At 69.4% G+C, this 16,402-nt stretch carries 17 protein-coding genes; 6 read left to right on the top strand and 11 right to left on the bottom strand.

Annotated features, from left to right (window positions below; all coding sequences use genetic code 11):
* Together ACSHXC_RS21010 and ACSHXC_RS21015 are read right to left on the bottom strand one after the other, a co-directional pair.
* Positions 1–1,605 (bottom strand): ABC transporter permease, encoded by a 1,605-nt coding sequence (locus ACSHXC_RS21010; protein ID WP_438293066.1) that lies wholly within the window; start codon positions 1,603–1,605, stop codon positions 1–3.
* Entirely contained in the window at positions 1,602–2,528 is a 927-nt protein-coding gene (locus ACSHXC_RS21015) for an ATP-binding cassette domain-containing protein (protein WP_438293067.1), read from the bottom strand. Before ACSHXC_RS21015 ends, ACSHXC_RS21010 begins: the two co-directional genes overlap by 4 nt.
* Before the next feature lie 101 nt (positions 2,529–2,629).
* On the opposite strand from ACSHXC_RS21015, the gene ACSHXC_RS21020 reads away from it, so the two are divergent.
* On the top strand, positions 2,630–3,160 hold the full coding sequence (locus ACSHXC_RS21020) for a GbsR/MarR family transcriptional regulator (protein WP_438293068.1): 531 nt from the start codon (positions 2,630–2,632) through the stop codon (positions 3,158–3,160).
* Positions 3,161–3,262: 102 nt separating this feature from the next.
* Here the strand turns inward: ACSHXC_RS21020 and ACSHXC_RS21025 are convergent, their stop codons facing one another.
* Positions 3,263–4,069 carry a diacylglycerol kinase gene (locus ACSHXC_RS21025; RefSeq protein WP_438293069.1) on the bottom strand — a complete coding sequence of 269 codons (807 nt, stop codon included), beginning with the start codon at positions 4,067–4,069 and terminating at the stop codon, positions 3,263–3,265.
* A gap of 175 nt (positions 4,070–4,244) precedes the next feature.
* Here ACSHXC_RS21025 and ACSHXC_RS21030 point away from each other — a divergent pair, with 175 nt between their 5' ends.
* Positions 4,245–5,528, top strand: coding sequence for an adenylosuccinate synthase (locus ACSHXC_RS21030; RefSeq protein ID WP_438293070.1), 1,284 nt, complete (start codon positions 4,245–4,247; stop codon positions 5,526–5,528).
* 645 nt (positions 5,529–6,173) lie between these two features.
* Positions 6,174–7,289, top strand: coding sequence for a serine hydrolase domain-containing protein (locus ACSHXC_RS21035; RefSeq protein ID WP_438296723.1), 1,116 nt, complete (start codon positions 6,174–6,176; stop codon positions 7,287–7,289).
* A gap of 18 nt (positions 7,290–7,307) precedes the next feature.
* Here ACSHXC_RS21035 and ACSHXC_RS21040 read toward each other — a convergent pair whose 3' ends face one another.
* The 6 genes from ACSHXC_RS21040 to ACSHXC_RS21065 all read right to left on the bottom strand — a co-directional run bounded on the left by ACSHXC_RS21040 (position 7,308) and on the right by ACSHXC_RS21065 (position 12,736).
* Positions 7,308–8,168 carry an immunity 49 family protein gene (locus ACSHXC_RS21040; RefSeq protein WP_438293071.1) on the bottom strand — a complete coding sequence of 287 codons (861 nt, stop codon included), beginning with the start codon at positions 8,166–8,168 and terminating at the stop codon, positions 7,308–7,310.
* Positions 8,169–8,180: 12 nt separating this feature from the next.
* Entirely contained in the window at positions 8,181–10,823 is a 2,643-nt protein-coding gene (locus tag ACSHXC_RS21045) for a hypothetical protein (RefSeq protein WP_438293072.1), read from the bottom strand.
* Positions 10,820–11,248, bottom strand: coding sequence for a DUF6507 family protein (locus ACSHXC_RS21050; protein WP_438293073.1), 429 nt, complete (start codon positions 11,246–11,248; stop codon positions 10,820–10,822). Before ACSHXC_RS21050 ends, ACSHXC_RS21045 begins: the two co-directional genes overlap by 4 nt.
* Positions 11,249–11,350: 102 nt before the next feature.
* Positions 11,351–11,662: a pore-forming ESAT-6 family protein gene (locus tag ACSHXC_RS21055; protein WP_438291678.1), complete on the bottom strand. Its 312-nt coding sequence runs from the start codon at positions 11,660–11,662 to the stop codon at positions 11,351–11,353.
* A gap of 20 nt (positions 11,663–11,682) precedes the next feature.
* Positions 11,683–12,018 carry a hypothetical protein gene (locus ACSHXC_RS21060; protein ID WP_438291677.1) on the bottom strand — a complete coding sequence of 112 codons (336 nt, stop codon included), beginning with the start codon at positions 12,016–12,018 and terminating at the stop codon, positions 11,683–11,685.
* 148 nt (positions 12,019–12,166) lie between these two features.
* Positions 12,167–12,736: a GNAT family N-acetyltransferase gene (locus tag ACSHXC_RS21065; protein ID WP_438293074.1), complete on the bottom strand. Its 570-nt coding sequence runs from the start codon at positions 12,734–12,736 to the stop codon at positions 12,167–12,169.
* 522 nt (positions 12,737–13,258) lie between these two features.
* Between ACSHXC_RS21065 and ACSHXC_RS21070 the strand changes: the two genes are divergently transcribed.
* Positions 13,259–13,882: a hypothetical protein gene (locus tag ACSHXC_RS21070; RefSeq protein ID WP_438293075.1), complete on the top strand. Its 624-nt coding sequence runs from the start codon at positions 13,259–13,261 to the stop codon at positions 13,880–13,882.
* Here the strand turns inward: ACSHXC_RS21070 and ACSHXC_RS21075 are convergent.
* A complete protein-coding gene (locus tag ACSHXC_RS21075; RefSeq protein ID WP_438293076.1) occupies positions 13,872–14,246 on the bottom strand; it encodes a DUF397 domain-containing protein in 375 nt (124 codons plus the stop codon). The genes ACSHXC_RS21070 and ACSHXC_RS21075 overlap by 11 nt on opposite strands.
* Positions 14,243–15,079, bottom strand: a complete 837-nt coding sequence (locus ACSHXC_RS21080) for a helix-turn-helix domain-containing protein (RefSeq protein WP_438293077.1) — start codon at positions 15,077–15,079, stop codon at positions 14,243–14,245. The genes ACSHXC_RS21075 and ACSHXC_RS21080 overlap by 4 nt, the downstream gene beginning before the upstream one ends.
* 156 nt (positions 15,080–15,235) lie before the next feature.
* On the opposite strand from ACSHXC_RS21080, the gene ACSHXC_RS21085 reads away from it, so the two are divergent.
* Both ACSHXC_RS21085 and ACSHXC_RS21090 read left to right on the top strand, forming a co-directional pair.
* Complete coding sequence (locus ACSHXC_RS21085) at positions 15,236–15,670, top strand: hypothetical protein (RefSeq protein WP_438293078.1); 435 nt, start codon at positions 15,236–15,238, stop codon at positions 15,668–15,670.
* A 149-nt stretch (positions 15,671–15,819) separates the two neighbouring features.
* Positions 15,820–16,389: a MepB family protein gene (locus ACSHXC_RS21090; protein ID WP_438293079.1), complete on the top strand. Its 570-nt coding sequence runs from the start codon at positions 15,820–15,822 to the stop codon at positions 16,387–16,389.
* The last annotated feature ends 13 nt before the right edge of the window (positions 16,390–16,402 follow it).

Genomic DNA, 16,402 nt, shown 5'->3' on the forward strand with positions numbered 1-16,402 from the left:
TCAGCCGGCGACATCCCGCCGCCGCAGCGCGCCAAGGCCCGCCCCTACCAGCACCGCCGCCACCACCGTCAGCAGCACCACCGGCGTCCACGCCATCTCCGTGCCGGGCAGCTTCGGCAGATGGCCGAAGGGGGAGACGTCCAGGACGGCCTGGGGGAGGTTCAGCGCGGGGCCGATCCAGCCCAGGGCCAGGCACAGGCCCACCACGCCGAGCGCCGCCTGCGCCAGCTTCGGGAACGCGCCGAACAGCAGCACCGCCAGGCCCGCCAGCGCCCAGATCGCGGGGAGCTGGACCAGGGCGGCGCCCAGGATCGGGCCGGGCTCCCTGCCGTAACCCGCCGCCAGGCCGAGCCCGCCGACCACCATGATCAGGGCGGCCCCGCCGAACGCGATCACCAGATGTCCGGCCGCCCACCGCACCCGGCCCACCGAGGCAGCCAGGACCGGTTCGGCGCGCCCGCCGGTCTCCTCGCCGTGCAGGCGCAGCACCGACGAGGCGGCGTACAGCGCCGCGATCATCCCCAGCATCCCGACCATCGTCGCCAGGAACGCGTCGGTCAGGCCCGACTGGCCGCCCATCCGCTGGATGATCTCCTTTGTCCGCGCGTTGTCGCCGACCAGATCGGCCGCCCCGTCGGTCATCCCGCCGAACAGCAGCCCGGCCAGGGCGAACCCGAGCGTCCAGCCGATCACGCCGCCCCGCTGCAGCCGCCGGGCAAGCCCGTACGCCGTCGAGATGCGGCCCTCGGCCGGCCCCGGCCGGGGCGGCACGAAGCTCATCCCGATGTCGCGCCGCCCGGCCAGGACGTACGCCGCCGCCCCCTGCGCGAGCACCGCCGCCACGATCAGCAGCAGCGCCCACCACCGCTCGCCGGCATACGGCCGCACGTTCTCGGCCCAGCCCAGCGGGGAGAGCCGGTCGAGCACCGAGGAGGCGTCCCGCGTCGCGGTGTCGCCCGCCGCCTTCAGCAGGAACGCCGCGCCGAGGACCGCCCCCGTGAGGCCCTTCGCGAGCCGGGCGCTCTCCGTCAGCTGCGCCATGATCGCCGCCATGCCCGCGAACAGCATCCCGACCGCCCCGGTGGTGAGGCCGAGGGCCACTGAACCCGCCGTGTCACCCGTCGTCTTGGCGAGCCCTGCCGTAATGATCAGAGCGGCCAGCGCATTGGCCACGAAGGCAGCCAGCAGTGCCGACGTCAGGGACGCGCGCCGCCCCACCATCGCCGAGGACAGCAGCTCCTGGCGGCCCGTCTCCTCTTCCTCCCGCGTGTGGCGTACGACGATCAGCAGGCTCATCACCGCCGCGAGTACGTATCCGAACCCGCCGAACCGCCATGCGGTCAGCCCGCCGATCGAGTCGTCGAAGACCGGCCCGTACAGCGCCCGCAGCGAGCCGTTGCCGTTCATCGAGTGCGCCACGTCCGCGCGCTCCGCGGCGGTCCTGTACACCTTCTCCAGGGTGCTCGCGCCGCTCGCGACGAGCCCGCCGAGCGCGACCGACCACACGGGGATCATCACCCGGTCCCGGCGCAGCGCGAGCCTCAACAGGGCGGCTGTGCCTGCCAGTTGACCCGAGCCGCGCACCCGTACCGCCAGGGTGGTCATCGCGCCACCCCCTGTTCTTCGGCGCCCGTGTAGTGGCGCAGGAACAGCTCCTCCAGCGTCGGTGGGGTGGAGATCAGGGACCGTACGCCCGACTCGGTGAGCGAGCGCAGTACCGCGTCCAGCTTGTCGGTGTCGACCTGGAGTTTTACCCGGCGGCCCTGGCTGCCTTCGATTTCGTGAATGGCCAGGTCGTACACGCCCGGCAGGTGCGCCAACCCATTGGGCACGCCCGCGAGTTCGGCGGTGACGGAGGTGCGCGTGAGGTGGCGCAGCTCGGCGAGCGAGCCGGTCTCCACCGTCCGGCCGCGCCGGATGATGCTGACCCGGTCGCAGAGGCTCTCCACCTCGCTGAGGATGTGCGAGGAGAGCAGTACGGTGCGGCCCCGGTCGCGTTCCTCCTCGACGCACCTCTGGAAGACCTCTTCCATCAGCGGGTCGAGCCCGGAGGTCGGCTCGTCCAGGATGAGCACGTCCACGTCGGACGCGAACGCGGCCACCAGGGCGACCTTCTGCCGGTTGCCCTTGGAGTAGGTGCGGCCCTTCTTCGTGGGGTCGAGCTCGAACCGCTCGATGAGGTCGTGGCGCCGGGACCGGTCGAGGCGGCCGCCCCTCAACCTGCCGTACAGGTCGATGACTTCGCCTCCCGAGAGGTTGCGCCACAGCGTCACGTCGCCCGGTACGTACGCCACGTGCCGGTGGAGTTCGACGGCGTCGGCCCACGGGTCGCGGCCAAGGAGCCGGGCGGCGCCCGAGTCGGCGCGCAGCAGGCCGAGCAGGACCCGGATGGTGGTGGACTTCCCGGCGCCGTTGGGGCCGAGGAAGCCGTGCACCTCACCGGCCTCGACGGCGAGGTCGAGGCCGTCGAGCGCGTGGGTGCGCCCGAACGACTTGTGCAGTCCGGCGACCGTGATTGCCTTCGTCATGCTTTTGAACGTACAGTACTTTCACGAAGTTGTGAAGTTAAGGAAGCGTATAAAGTCGGCGGCGGAACCGGGGCGGGGTGGCGAGGGGAGACGATGGGCTCATGAGCAGCAGCGTGAACAGGGAGCAAGAGGTGCCGGACGGCCGCGACGAGGACGCGGTGGGCCGGTTCGTCGAACGGTTCGCCTCCGAGCTCACCGAGGCGGGCATGCAGCGGATGGCGGCCCGCGTCTTCGCGGCGCTGCTCGTCTCCGAGACCGGCTCGATGACCTCGGCGGAACTGGCCTCGGCGCTCCGGATCAGCCCGGCGGCGGTCTCGGGCGCGGTCCGCTACCTCTCCCAGGTCAACATGGTCGGCCGCGAGCGCGAGCCCGGCTCCCGGCGCGACCGGTACGTCCTGCACAACGAGCTCTGGTACGAGACCTTCACGAACCGGGACCGCATCCTGACCCGCTGGGAGCAGGTCATGAAGGACGGCGTCGCGAGCGCGGGCGGCCCGGACACGGCGGCCGGCGCGCGGATGGCGGAGACGGCGGCGTTCTTCGCGTTCCTGCACGGCGAGCTGTCCCAGCTGATGGACCGCTGGCGCGAACACCGCACGACCCTGGACCTCCCGCCGATCCCGCCCCGCTGAGCCCGCCGACCACTGGGTCTGCGTTGCCGATCCCGCCCCGCTGAGCCCGCCGACCACCGGGTCTGCGTTGCCGGTCCCGCCCCGCTGAACGCCCGGACCGGCTCAGGCCGGCAGGACCAGCTCCCACGCCCCCGCGAGCGCGGTCCACGTACGGGTGCGGACCGGGCCCGCGACGACCTGGTCCGCGCGGTAGCGGAAGCCGCCCACCGGGCCCGAGATGGTGACGGCGTGCGCGGCCGCCCGGGCCCGCTCGCCGGTCCGGCCGTGCACGACGACCTGCGCGAGCCCGTCGCAGGAGGCGATCGACACCCCCGCCACCGGCCGGTCCAGGTCGCTCAGGAGCACCCCGTCGGCCTCCACCCGCAGCCGGTGCGCCACGGCCGCCGTGACCGGCGCGGGCGCCCGCACCAGAGTGCGGACCAGCGAGCGGACGGCGCCCCACGCCGAGGGAGGGGCGGCCGGCGCGGGAGGCGGACTGACGGCAGGGATCCTCAGGGCGCCGAGGACGACCTGATCACTGTCGTCGGCCAGGAGGTCGAGGCGGTGCCCGGTGCCGTCGAGGGCGGCCCGCGCGGCCGCGACCGCGCCCAGCGGCACGCCGAGCGAGCGGGCCAGCTCCAGGGAGTCGGCCGCGCCCACCGGAACCAGGGCCAGCGCGCCCCGGTCGAGCTCACGCTCGCGGTGCAGCAGCGTCACGGTGCGTAGCAGCGCCTGGTCGTCACCGACCACCACGGTGCGCCGGCCGCCCCGCCGGGCCAGCGCCCGCGCAAACTCTTCCGGCCCCTGTGGCCAGCAGATTTTCGTCTGTGCTCCCGCACACAGCACATCCTTCGCGATCCGTACGGACTCGCCGTCAATACGGCGGGCGACCGGGTCGATGAGCACGACGAGCTGGTGCGCAGCCGACACCTCGGTCCTTCCTCGGGTAGCATCTTTGTGCAAGAGCCCCTTGCGCTATTGCGCCAGGGGCTTCGTCTATTCCGGGGCAGCTTTCTACGGTTCAGGCCCATGGTGTACGCATCCACATGTGGAGCGCGTATGCCCCTGACCTTGGACATGCCCCGCCCGGAAGGGGTGTACGCCTGTGCCCGCACTTGTGCTGCTCGGTGCTCAGTGGGGTGACGAGGGCAAGGGAAAGGCCACCGACCTCCTCGGTGGATCCGTTGACTATGTGGTGCGTTACCAGGGCGGCAACAATGCCGGCCACACGGTTGTCGTAGGCGACCAGAAGTACGCGCTGCATCTTCTCCCTTCCGGGATCCTCTCGCCGGGGTGTACCCCGGTGATCGGTAACGGTGTCGTCGTCGACCCGGCGGTCCTGCTCTCCGAGCTGAGCGGGCTGAACGAGCGCGGCGTGGACACGTCCAAGCTCCTCATCAGCGGAAACGCTCACCTGATCACGCCGTACAACGTGACGCTCGACAAGGTCTCCGAGCGCTTCCTCGGCAAGCGGAAGATCGGCACCACCGGTCGCGGCATCGGCCCGACCTACGCCGACAAGATCAACCGCGTCGGCATCCGCGTCCAGGACCTCTACGACGAGTCGATCCTGGAGCAGAAGGTCGAAGCGGCCCTTGAGGGCAAGAACCAGCTGCTCGCCAAGATCTACAACCGCCGCGCGATCGAGGCGGGCAAGATCGTCGAGGAGATGCTCCAGTACGCGGACCAGATCAAGCCGTACGTCACGGACACCACCCTCGTCCTCAACCAGGCGCTCGACGACGACAAGGTCGTGCTCTTCGAGGGCGGCCAGGGCACCCTGCTCGACGTCGACCACGGCACGTACCCCTTCGTCACCTCCTCGAACCCGACCGCGGGCGGCGCCTGCACGGGTGCGGGCGTGGGCCCGACGAAGATCAGCCGCGTCATCGGCATCCTGAAGGCGTACACGACCCGCGTCGGCGCGGGCCCGTTCCCGACGGAGCTCTTCGACGAGGACGGCGAGGCGCTGCGCCGCATCGGTGGCGAGCGCGGTGTCACCACCGGCCGTGACCGCCGCTGCGGCTGGTTCGACGCGCCGATCGCCCGCTACGCGACCCGCGTGAACGGCCTCACCGACTTCTTCCTGACGAAGCTGGACGTCCTGACGGGCTGGGAGCAGATCCCGGTCTGCGTGGCGTACGAGATCGACGGCAAGCGCGTCGAGGAACTCCCGTACTCCCAGACCGACTTCCACCACGCGAAGCCGATCTACGAGACCCTGCCCGGCTGGTCGGAGGACATCACGAAGGCCAAGACCTTCGCGGACCTGCCGAAGAACGCGCAGGCGTACGTGAAGGCGCTGGAGGAGATGTCGGGCGCCCCGATCTCCGCGATCGGCGTCGGCCCCGGCCGCACCGAGACGATCGAGATCAACTCCTTCCTGTAAGCGGATCCGGAGTTGAGCGGGGCCCTGGGCAGCCCGGGACCCCGCTCAGCCGTTTGCGCAGTTCCCCGCGCCCCTTTAACCCGGCTTTCGGCCTGCGGGCCGTGGGCGGCTGGTCGCGCAGTTCCCCGCGCCCCTAAACCCGCTTTCGGCCGCGGGCCGTGGGTGGTTGCTCGCGCAGTTCCCCGCGCCCCTGGCAGGGTTGACCTTCGCAGGGTGCCCTCGCAGGCATACCCAGCCCGTCCGGCCTCTTGCGTGCCGCCCGTGCAGGCATTCCCAGCCCGTCCGGCGTTTGAGGACGAGCGCCCTTAAGGCGCGAACGGGGTCTGGGGCGGAGCCCCAGGAAACCTGGCTTCCCCTTACCCCAACCCCCGGCGGGTTTCGGGAAGGGGCGGGGTGGGGCATCCGGGGTCTGGGGCGGAGCCCCAGCGCACCCCGCTCGGGGCGCGCCGGAGCCCAAACCCCCTGGCGGGCCCGGGGGTTAGCCCCACCCGTGTGCGGGTAGGTGGCAGGATCGCCCCGAAGCGCCCCCTCCGGAAATGCTGGGCCCAGCAAACATCCCAGCCCCCCCGGAGGAGTCCGCACGTGCGTGAGCAGGCACCACAACGGCCCGGCCCGAACAGAGCGCGGCGGACCACGAGGCGCGGAGTGGCCACCGCAGCCGCACTGGCCGCCGGCATCATGACGCTGACCGCCTTCACCCCGCCCCCGCCCCCGGCATCGCCGTCCCCGTCGCCCCAAATCCAGCAGAGCCTCAACACCCTGGTCACCAACGACGGCTTCCCCGCAGCCCTGGCCGCCGTGCAGGACCGCAAGGGCCACACCCGTAACTACACGGCAGGCGTCGCCGACCTGACCACCAAGGCGAAGGTCCCGGTCGACGGCCAGGTCCGAATCGGCAGCAACACCAAGACGTTCACGGCCGTGGTCGTCCTCCAACTCGTGGGCGAGGGCAAGGTCAGCCTCGACGCCATGATCGACACCTACCTCCCGGGCCTCGTACGCGGCGACGGCATCGACGGAAGCCACATCACCGTCCGCGAACTCCTCCAGCAGACCAGCGGACTCCCCAGCTACACCAACGACGACGACCTGGAGCCCCGCTACTACGAACCCCGAGACCTCCTGGACCGGGCCCTCAAGCACAAGGCGGACTTCGCCCCCGGCGAGAAGTGGGGGTACAGCAACACGAATTACGTGGTGGCCGGCCTGATCGTCCAGCGGGTGACGGGCCGCCCCCTCGCCGCGGAAATCGACCGGCGCATCATCAAGAAGATCGGCCTGCGCCACACGTACTTCCCCGCCCCCGGCGACCCGACGATCCGCGAGCCGCACCCCAAGGGCTACGCCCAGGATGCGCCGGGCGCCCCCCTGAGCGACATCACGGAGATGGACCCGTCCTGGGCCTGGGCGGCAGGCCAGCTGATCTCCACGAACTCCGACCTGAACCGCTTCTTCGGCGCGCTCCTGGAAAACGGCCGCCTTCTCCCCGCGGCCCAGCTCAAGGAGATGCGGACGACCGTCCCCGCCGGGGCCCCCTTCGCCCCCAACACCCGTTACGGACTGGGCCTGTTGAGCACCCCGCTGTCGTGCGGCGGCGCCTACTGGGGCCACGGCGGCAGCTTCCCGGGCTACGAGACCCGGGGAGGCGCCACGGACAAGGGCCGTGCCGCGAACGTGGCGGTGACCCTCCAGCCGGCCGACCCCAAGGCGATGCCCCGAGTGGAGGCCCTGGTGGACAAGGCTTTGTGCGGCGCCGCGTAGCCGCGGACTCCCCGGGGCCTACGTCGGGAATTCACCGAGCCAGGCGCGGCGCAGGAGCTCCCCCGGCAAGTAGGGGGTGTCGATGTCGATGGCGAAGCCGGCGTCGTGGGCGAGGCACGCGATGGCGAGCGGGCCGAGGGCGAGGTAGCCCTCCACGCTCCCCTCCCGCTTCTCGGTGGCCGTCCAGTACGCCTTGTGAGCCCGGATCGCCTCCAACAGGGCTTGGTTGAAGGCCTCGTGGTCCTTGACCAGGAAGCGATGGAAGAGGCTGATGGGCTGGTAGAGGATGTTCTGGAGCAGATCGCGGGGGGCGATGGTGGCAACATCGGGGTTCGACGTCTGGATGGCGAGCGTCAACTTCTCGACCAGGCCCGGACGTTCGAGCCAGTAGGTCTGGAGCGCGTCGACCCAGTGGTAGACGTACTCGTCACCCTCGGCACCGGATGCGCGCAGCACGTCGAGGGGGATCTCGCAGAGCGCGGTCATCCGATCCTGGTCGCGGCAGACGATCGCGAGCCAGAACGCGGTCAGCCAGTTCCCCGCGTTCGCGTAGTACTGGGGCCCGGTCGCCGGGACGGTGTGGAGCTCGTGGCTGATCCGGTACTCGCTGGTGCCCTCCGTGGCGGCAGCCGCGGCGAACGCGGCGGAGTGCACCTGCATGGCTGTGACCACGGCCTCCCAGGTTTCCAGCTGGGAGCCGTCGGGGTTGACGGCGAGCCAGGCGTGCACGCAGGAGAGCGATTCGTTCAGAGCGAGACTGAAGTTGCGCGGCGTCTCCCGAAGGGTTTCGATCGAGTCCGCGAGATCTTCCCCGAGTTCCTGCGCGTACTCCTCGTCGTCGGGGCCGGGGCTGCCGTGTCGCGTTACGGTCACCGTCATCAGAAACTCCCGTCATCCCAGGTTGAAACGCCGCATGGAATATCCAGCGTACGTTCCTGCCTTGGGGTTCCCCTTCACGAGGATGTAGTCGATCTTCCCTCGCTTGAGGGCTTTGCTGAGCTCGCGGTAGAGCCGGCGCTCATTCTTGTTGGTACGCCCGCGTTCCTTCATTTCATTGAGGATGTCCTCGAAGTATTCACGGGACCCCTGGCGTGCGTTGAATCCGTTCGGCAGCCTGCGTTGACCGAGTTCGGTTTCGAGGCTGCTCTTCGCCTCGACCACGACGAAGCTGCCGTCTTCGCGCTTCCATACCTGGTCGAACTGGTCGTTGCCGTTCTTGGGGCCGTCGAGCGTCTCCCACTTCGCATCGGGATAGTGCTCCGGGATCACGTGATGCCTGGCGACCGCCTCACCGAAGGCCTCGGTGTCCTTCGTCATCTTCTCGTGCAGCGGTGCGTGCTCGGCCTTCGCCTCGTTCCAGGCGTCGAGGTTCTCCTGTGTCGGGTGTGCCTCGTAGAGCTTCTTGGCGTCGTTGACCTTCGGGTGGATCGCATTGTCGGCGGTGACCGACACGTGTCGGTCGTGGGCGGCCTGGTTGAGCGTGTCCCGGCTCTCATGCGTGATCACCGTCGAGGCGTCGCGCTTCACGTTGCCGCCCACGACGTACTTCTCCGGGATCGGCGGCGGCTCGTCGCTCTTGGATATCCACTCGCCCGTGGTCGGATGCCTGACGAGCTGCGGCGGTACGAGCCCGCTCTCGTCCGGGATGTTGGAGCGCTTCCGGTAGCCGTTGTCCTTGTAGTACTTCTCGAAGTATCCGTTCTCGTGCCGGGCGCGCTGGACCTGGTGGTCCATGATGTCGCGCGCACTTGCGCCGTTCCACCGGCTGGGGCCGTCGTAGCCCGGGTGCGGTCCGCCGCCACCGTGCCCGCTGCTCGGCGGCCCGTCGCCGGCGCCATCCGGCTCTCCGGAGCCGTCGTGGCCCCCGCCGTGCCCTGCGCCGCCCGTCGGGTGCCCTGCGTCGCCCGACGTAGAGCCGTGACTTCCAGGGGCCCCGCCGTGCCCGCCCGTCTCCGCCGCATGCCCCGCCGTGTCGCCCGCGCCCGCGGCCGGGGTCCCGCCGCGGGAGCCGCCCGTCGCACCCCGGTCGAGGTCGTTCGCAGCACCCCGGCCGAGGTCGTGGGCGGTGCCGCCCGCACTCGGTACGTGAGTTGAGCCGCCCGGGACGTGTCCGGGATCGCCGCCCCGGGCCCCGGCCATGGCCGGTTCCTTCACGTCCGCGCCGACCTTGACCGGCTCGTCCACATGTGGCAGGGAGTTCTTGAGGCGGGTGATGTCGTCGGCGCTGAGTTCGACCTTGGCCGGCGATATCGTGCCGTCGGGTTTGTAGACCTTGCCGTCGTCGAGGTTGAGGCGGCTGCCGCCGGGCCATTCGATGTAGTTGCCCTTGACGACGGGGACGTCGGGGTTTTTGACGTAGGTGCCGTCGATGTTGAAGCGGCCGCCGCCGGCGAGGACGTCGGTGTAGGCGCCGGTGTGGATGTTTTTGAGGCCGGTGAAGAGGTCGCCGACTTTGATGAGTCCGAATTTGCCGGCTTTGGCGACGTAGGTCATGGGGTCGACGACCTTGGCGACCTTGCCGGTGACGGAGAGGACCTTGGCGACGGCGCCGCCCTTGGCCGCGCTGCCGGAGCCGCCGGTGAAGACGGTGGTCAGGACGTTGAAGGTGACTCCGCCGGCGGCGCGGGCGGGGTTCTTGCCCCATTCGTCCCAGGCGACGAGTGCTTTGCCGGTCTCCTTCATCGCGGTCCGCGAGTCGCGGAGCCAGGACGGCATGTCCTTGTCGGGGACGGTCCAGAACGCGGCGGCGAAGGGGGTGGAGGAGATGGCGAGACCGGTGGCGAGTTTGGCGAGGCCGGTCCAGGCCTGGCCGGCCTTGTCCCAGCCGTCGGTGCCGACCAGGGTGCCCAGGCCCTTGATGGTGCCCCAGATCCCGTCGACGATGAACCCGTCCCACACGAAACTCTTGACCTGGTGCCAGGCCCAGGCCAGACCCGTGTACTCGCGCTCGGCGTGCCCGCCCCAGGGGGTCTCCTCGGCGTGCTGGAGGGCATCCGCCGAGTACCCGTACATGCCGGGCTTGTGGCTGCCGTCGTCGACGGTCAGCTTGCTCCCGCCGACCAGCGCGGTGATCTTGTCGTGGCAGGCCCGCTCGGCATCGGTGAACGCGGCGACGGTGGCACCGACGTCCTTCATCAGCCGCTCGTTGTGGTCGATCTTGCTCTGGTCGCGCCGCCAGTGATCATCACCCGCGATGCTGTCGGTGAACGCGAACGCTTCGGTGCGCAAGCTCTGCAGCTTCGCGACCAGCGGCCGCACCACACCCTCGTACTCGGTCAGCGCCGCGGCAGCCTTCTCCAGCCCGTCCGCGAAATCATCCGCCTTCGTCTTCACCGGCAGGGTGGTGGCGAACAACTGGTCGGCCTCGGGCGCCTGGTAACAGGCGGACAGCCCCTGGAACTCCTGGTGGACGTTGGACCCGCCGTCACGGAACTCACCGGCCTGCTTCGTCAGCGCCGCCGCGTCCTTGGCCAGCTGCTCCAGGTTGCCGGTGAACATCGGGATGCCGCCGGGCTCGATGACGTCCTTGCTCACTTACCCGCCCCCGCCTTGTCGTCCGGCTTCTCGACCGGCTTGCCGTCCGGGCCGAGTTCCTGGCCCTTGTCGTTGATGACGGGTTCCTTGACGGCCTGCTTCTGCTTGTTCGCCGCCATGTCCAGGTCACCCTTGGCGTACTCGGTCGTCGCATCGTAGGCACCGTTGAGCGAGTGCTCGGTGCGCACGGCGATGTAGCCCAGCTCCTGCGCCTTGTGCTGCATGAACTCGCCGAGGGCGCCGCCGACGGGGCCCATCGGGGCTTCCGTGCCGCAGTACGGGCCCGAGATCGTGCCCGCCGACGACGCCGCCGATTTCAGGCTTTCCTGCATCGCTGTTCCGGCCTTCGACATGGCCTCGGCCGCGGTGGCCGTCTTCTTCAATACGCCCGAAACCCCGGACGGTTTGATGTCCCAAGCCGACACGAAATCTCCCCCGTTCCCCGCCCGCTGCCCAACTGCCATGCATATGCGGCGAGTCGCCCCGCTCGCGTTACCTGCCCTGCCTGCCGTACGTGCTTACGTGCCTCAGCCGATGGCGTCGACGGCGGCCTTCGCCTTGGAGAGCGTGGACTGGGCGGTGCCGTCGTTCAGCTCCAGCGTGCCGCGCACCAGGCGGATGATCTCGCGGACCTCGGCGGCGGCCTTGTTCCAGCGCAGCTCCTTGCCGTGGTACTCGTCCGAGACGCCGTCGGCGGTGAACTCGGCCATCGCGGCCTTCACGGCCCGGTCGCGGTCGTTGAGCACACGCTCCAGGTGCCCGACGATCCCGGCGAGACCGCCCTGCACCTCAGTCGATGCGCCGGTGTCGTAGCTGAGCCGGTCCAGATTCTGACCCATGTCTGTATCTCCCCCTGTGCTTAGTGGCGTCCGCCGAAGCGGGCCGCGTCGAAATTGGCCGCCGACATGTTCTGGTGCGCGTTGGACTCCTGCTCGTGATCACCCGTGCCGAACGCCGTGTCCATCCCGGACTGACCACCCAGAATGTCCTGCAGCGACCCGTTCAGATCACCTGTGATCTCGTCCGCATGATTCTTGAACGAGTCGAACGCGGCCTTCCCCGCCCCGTTGAACTTGCCCTCCAACGGCTCCGCCGCCGCCACCAACTGCCGGATCAACGCACCCAGATCACCACTCGAACCCTCGGTGCTCTTCCCCAGATCGGACAGCGTCGTGGACCCCATGTCGAACTTCACGCACACACCCCCGTAATCGTCTTCGTCGTAACCGTTCGCAGTTCGCGGATTCCGCAGTACCCGCGAATCGCCACACGTGCCCCGTGCGACGCCTTGCATGTCTATCGAACGCGTGTCGCAGGTGCAACGCGCTTCCGTCGCAGGTTTGTCACCACAGTTTGTCCACGGGGCCCGGGTGCAGGGCGATGCGTGCGGCTCGGAACGAGGGTTCGGCGGCGCGGGACTTCGCGGTGAAGAACGCGGCCAGGGTGACCTTGTCGAACCCCGGCCGGTCGCTCGGGAGGGGGTCGTCGGCGGTGCCGCCCACGAGCACCGTCCCCGGCAACACCTCCCAGCCCGCGCCCTCGTAGAATCCGGCGAGCGGGCGGTCGCAGGTGAACAGGCCGAGGTCCAGGCCGTACGACGGCATCGCCTCGCGGGCCGCGCTCACCAGGCGGTGGCCGTGCCCCTGCCCGCGCGCGGCCCGACGCGTGACCACCGTGCTGAGCCCGCCCGCGCGCAGCGTGATGCCCGCGTGCTCGATCTCCTTGCGCAGGATGTCCAGCGCGGCGAGCACGACGCCGTCCTCGACGAGCAGCATCGACAGCGGGGCGAGTGCGGGGTCGTGGCTGAGCCCGCTGCTCGGTACGTCCGGCGGCCAGGCCTCGTCCTGGAGGGCGAGCACCTGGTCGCGCAGCGGGGGCGGGGTGACCGCCTCGGGGTAGGTCAGGATCGGCATCCCGCGATTATGGACTCGGCCGCCCAGCCGGTCGCCCCGCCGGTCGAAACCGCCTCCCCGTCCGCCCCCTCCGCACGGGTCGAAGGCGACCCGCACCGGTCGAAGACGAAGAACAGCCCAGCCGCCACCAGAGCCACGCCTCCCGCTGGTGCGGCGATCAGCGTCGAGGACGTAAGCGAGACAGACGCCCCCCGATGCTCGCCGTCGAGCCGTTGATGAGGGCCATGACCTCAGTCGGGCTGGGTGCATCGGGTGTGCGGTGCCGCTCCTGCGCCCCATCGCTGTCCAACCTTTCCGTTGGGATATCGGAAAGGGGCAGGGAGGGCGTTTGGTGCGTAACCCGGACGGGATGGTCAATCCCTGCCCAGGGTAAGGGGGTTGAGGAAGGCGAGCATGCCCCACGGCCATTGCACGGACCCGGTCCCTCGCCCCTCTCTGCGGGGGGCCATCGAGGAGCGCGGAGAGAGCGGACTGTGCGGCAGCCGCGCTGGTCCTCAACTATCCAATTAGTAGGGGGAGTTGATGATGCCGAAAGATGCGCATCAGCAGTGGAAGAAACTAAATAGCGGGGTCGGCTGGACCAACCATGTCGTAGGCGCGACACAGAAGCTGAGGTACGGGCAACTGGACGACCTGGGTGAGGTGGTGGCCCGGTCGGGCCGTGAGGTCGGGTTCGAACGCCTCGGCGCCGCCGGCAAGGGCCTGGGGCTTCTGGGAAATGTGGTGAACGTCAGCGTGTGCTCCAAGGCCCAGTGGGACCGGGACAAGGAGGAGCGGCCCGGGATGGGGGCCGTCGAACACGGGACGCGGTGCGCGTACCGGGGTGCCGTCGTCGGCGGCGCGGGTGCGCTGGGAGGTGGGGCCGGGACCGCCGCGGGCTCGGCCCTCGCCGTGAGCCTGGCAGGCGCCTACTCGGCGTTCATGGCCGGAGCCGCCGCCGGAACCGCGGTCGCCCCCGGTCCCGGCACCGTCGTGTGCGCCGTGGTCGGCGGCATCGTTGGCGGCGTCGTCGCAGGCATGGGAGCGTCGAAGGTCGCCGACGTGCTCGTCGACGACACCATCGACGACGTCGGCTCCGGCGCCACGGCGGCCGCCGACCACCTCAAGAAGAGGCTGAGCGCGGTACGAACCCGCTTCAGCCGCTGATCCGCCCCGCCTCTTCCCAGTCCAGGAAGGCCGTCCACGCGCGGGGAGCGACGGAGAAGGAGGGTCCGTCACTCACTTTCGAGTCCCGTACGTGGACGGCTTGGGGGCAGGTGGCTACCTCTACGCACTGCCCGCCGCTGTCGCTGCTGTGGGAGGACGTTTGCCAGGGGAGGCCTACTTCTATGCACTCGCCGCCGCTGTCGCTGCTGTGCGATGACTTGCGCCAAGCGATAGCCGTCTCTACACATTGGCCACCGCTGCTGTCGCTGTACGACGACTTGTACCAGGTGAGAGACACCTCGACGCACTGGCCGCCACTGTCGTCGCTGTAGCTGGACTTGAACCACCGGGGGGTGCTGCTCATCTGTGCTCTCCCGCCAACTCCTCGATGAGGCCCAGTGATTCGCGAGGACCCAGGGCCTGTGCTCGGATCTTCGCATAGCGTCGGGCATACGTACTCACCTTTGCGGGGTCGGTGATGAGCAGGCTCTCGCCTTGCAATTCCAGGTACCCAAGGTGGTCGTGCTCAGGGGTCTCCACGAGGGTCATTCCGCCCTGGTCGCCCGCATGCTCGCCGCTTATGCCGCAGTCCAGCGGCAGCACGTCGAGCGTCACATTCCGCCTGCGCGCACAAGTGGCGAGGTGTCGGAGCTGGTTGCGCATGATCTCCGCGCTGCCGATGGGCCTGCGCAGTACCGCTTCCTCCAGGATCAGCTCGATCGAGGCGGCCGGTTGTCGGTCGAAGAGCGCCTGCCGTTCCATGCGCGCTTGGACCAGTTGCTCGACCCTCTGTTCAGGTAGCGACGGGTAGCCGCCGCCGATCACTGCACGCGCGTAATCCTCCGTCTGGAACAGCCCGTTGATGAGGAAGACCTCGTACATCTGGAGCACCACCGCGCGCTGCTCGATGGTGGCGAAGTCCTTGAACTGCTCAGGGAACTTCTCCAAGCGCAGCGGCACCCGCGCGTCCTCGAAGATGTCCATCCCATCCCCGAGCACCCGCTCAAGCTCCACCAGCATGTCGTCGGACGCGGGCTGGGCCAGCGTCTCCATGGCGCTCACGGCCGCGCCGGAGAAGCCGAGTTCGCTTCCCAATTGCTCCTGGGTCCACCCCTTCCGTACGCGCAATTTGCGGGCCAGATTGGCCACCATCTGCGCTGTCGGTCCTGCCGTCACCTTGTTTTCCGCTCGTGCCATATGCGATCACGCTCCGACTCAACCGGTCTCAACCGGTCATAACTCAACCCCGCCGAATTCGACTCGCCTCAAAGGAGGTTGGGGCTGGTCAACGGCTCCCCGACGGTCCCCATGAGGCCATGGAAAACGCTAGCGGGACGGCCCGAAACTGTCCCCGTGGATACGCAAATTGGCGAGGTAAACCTGGACTGGATTCCGCTCTCCGGGTTCCATCTGAGAAAGGCAGGCGTGCAATTCGACGCCGTACGGATCGAAGGGGACGCGGGGTGCTGCGTGGCGGACCTGATGGAGGAGCTGACCGGGGGTGACCCGGGGCCGATCGTGGCGGATGCGACGGGGCGGCGGCCGGTGTACTTCCTGGTGCCGCCGCGCAGCACGTCCCACAGGCCGTGGCCGGAGCTGGCCGTGCCGTTCAACTCGGGGCCGGGCAGGGTGAGTTATGTACCGGTCCCGGCGCTGTGCGGGCACACGTGGCCGCTGTCGTGGCGGTGCGTGCCGTCGGGCCCGGACCGGTTCGTCCACACGCCGTTGCTGAACTCGGTGGTGTGGCAGCTCCGCGGGGCGGGGGATTCCGGTGGCCGGTGGCCGTAAGCGATCGGGGGGCGGATCGATCGCACGACCAGTCGGCCGGTGACCCGTCCGGCCCCGCGTCCGGCGTCCGGCTCGTCCCGCTCGCGGCACACCGTCGTCGGCGTTGGCCGGGGCGGCGTCTGTACGGTCCTCTATGACAGGGTGGACGGATGACGACGAACCACGGGTACTCATCCGATCCGCACTCCATCGGACTCGTACCGTGGTCGGACACCGCTTCCACCCACAGTGATCTCCTGGCGGCGAAAGAGCTCGTCTACGACCCTTGTGGATTCATCTGCTCGCAGCCGGTTCCCGAATCCGAGAGTGCCGAGTACGCCGCCCACGAATTCACCCTGGACAGTCTCGCTGTCCGGTTCCGGGCGGCCAAGACGACTCCCACGAAGGTCGGCCAGTTCGTCACCGTGTGGAAGAGGTCTCCGGGTGGGCCCATCGCGCCGTTCGACGCGGCGGACCCCGTAGACCTCTTCGTCATCAGCAGCCGCGACCAGGACCACTTCGGGCAGTTCGTCTTTCCCGTGGACGCGCTTCGCCGGCGCGGTGTCGTATCAGTGAACGGTGCCGGCGGGAAACGGGCCTTCCGCGTTTACCCGCCCTGGGTGACCACCACCAACCGCCAGGCCGCCAAGTCGCAGGAATGGCAGCTGGACCATTTCCTGCGCCTGGACGAGGACGGGCCCATCGATTCGGCTCGCGCGCGAGAGCTCTACCACCCGTAGGACCGGACAGGGT

This window comes from Streptomyces sp. HUAS TT7, assembly GCF_051550175.1.
Taxonomy (GTDB): domain Bacteria; phylum Actinomycetota; class Actinomycetes; order Streptomycetales; family Streptomycetaceae; genus Streptomyces.

Coding starts and splice junctions, on each gene's coding strand:
- ACSHXC_RS21010 (WP_438293066.1), bottom strand. CDS start 1,605: ATGACCACCCTGGCGGTACGGGTGCGCGGCTCGGGTCAACTGGCAGGC.
- ACSHXC_RS21015 (WP_438293067.1), bottom strand. CDS start 2,528: ATGACGAAGGCAATCACGGTCGCCGGACTGCACAAGTCGTTCGGGCGC.
- ACSHXC_RS21020 (WP_438293068.1), top strand. CDS start 2,630: ATGAGCAGCAGCGTGAACAGGGAGCAAGAGGTGCCGGACGGCCGCGAC.
- ACSHXC_RS21040 (WP_438293071.1), bottom strand. CDS start 8,168: ATGACGGTGACCGTAACGCGACACGGCAGCCCCGGCCCCGACGACGAG.
- ACSHXC_RS21055 (WP_438291678.1), bottom strand. CDS start 11,662: ATGGGTCAGAATCTGGACCGGCTCAGCTACGACACCGGCGCATCGACT.
- ACSHXC_RS21065 (WP_438293074.1), bottom strand. CDS start 12,736: ATGCCGATCCTGACCTACCCCGAGGCGGTCACCCCGCCCCCGCTGCGC.
- ACSHXC_RS21070 (WP_438293075.1), top strand. CDS start 13,259: ATGATGCCGAAAGATGCGCATCAGCAGTGGAAGAAACTAAATAGCGGG.
- ACSHXC_RS21075 (WP_438293076.1), bottom strand. CDS start 14,246: ATGAGCAGCACCCCCCGGTGGTTCAAGTCCAGCTACAGCGACGACAGT.
- ACSHXC_RS21080 (WP_438293077.1), bottom strand. CDS start 15,079: ATGGCACGAGCGGAAAACAAGGTGACGGCAGGACCGACAGCGCAGATG.
- ACSHXC_RS21090 (WP_438293079.1), top strand. CDS start 15,820: ATGACGACGAACCACGGGTACTCATCCGATCCGCACTCCATCGGACTC.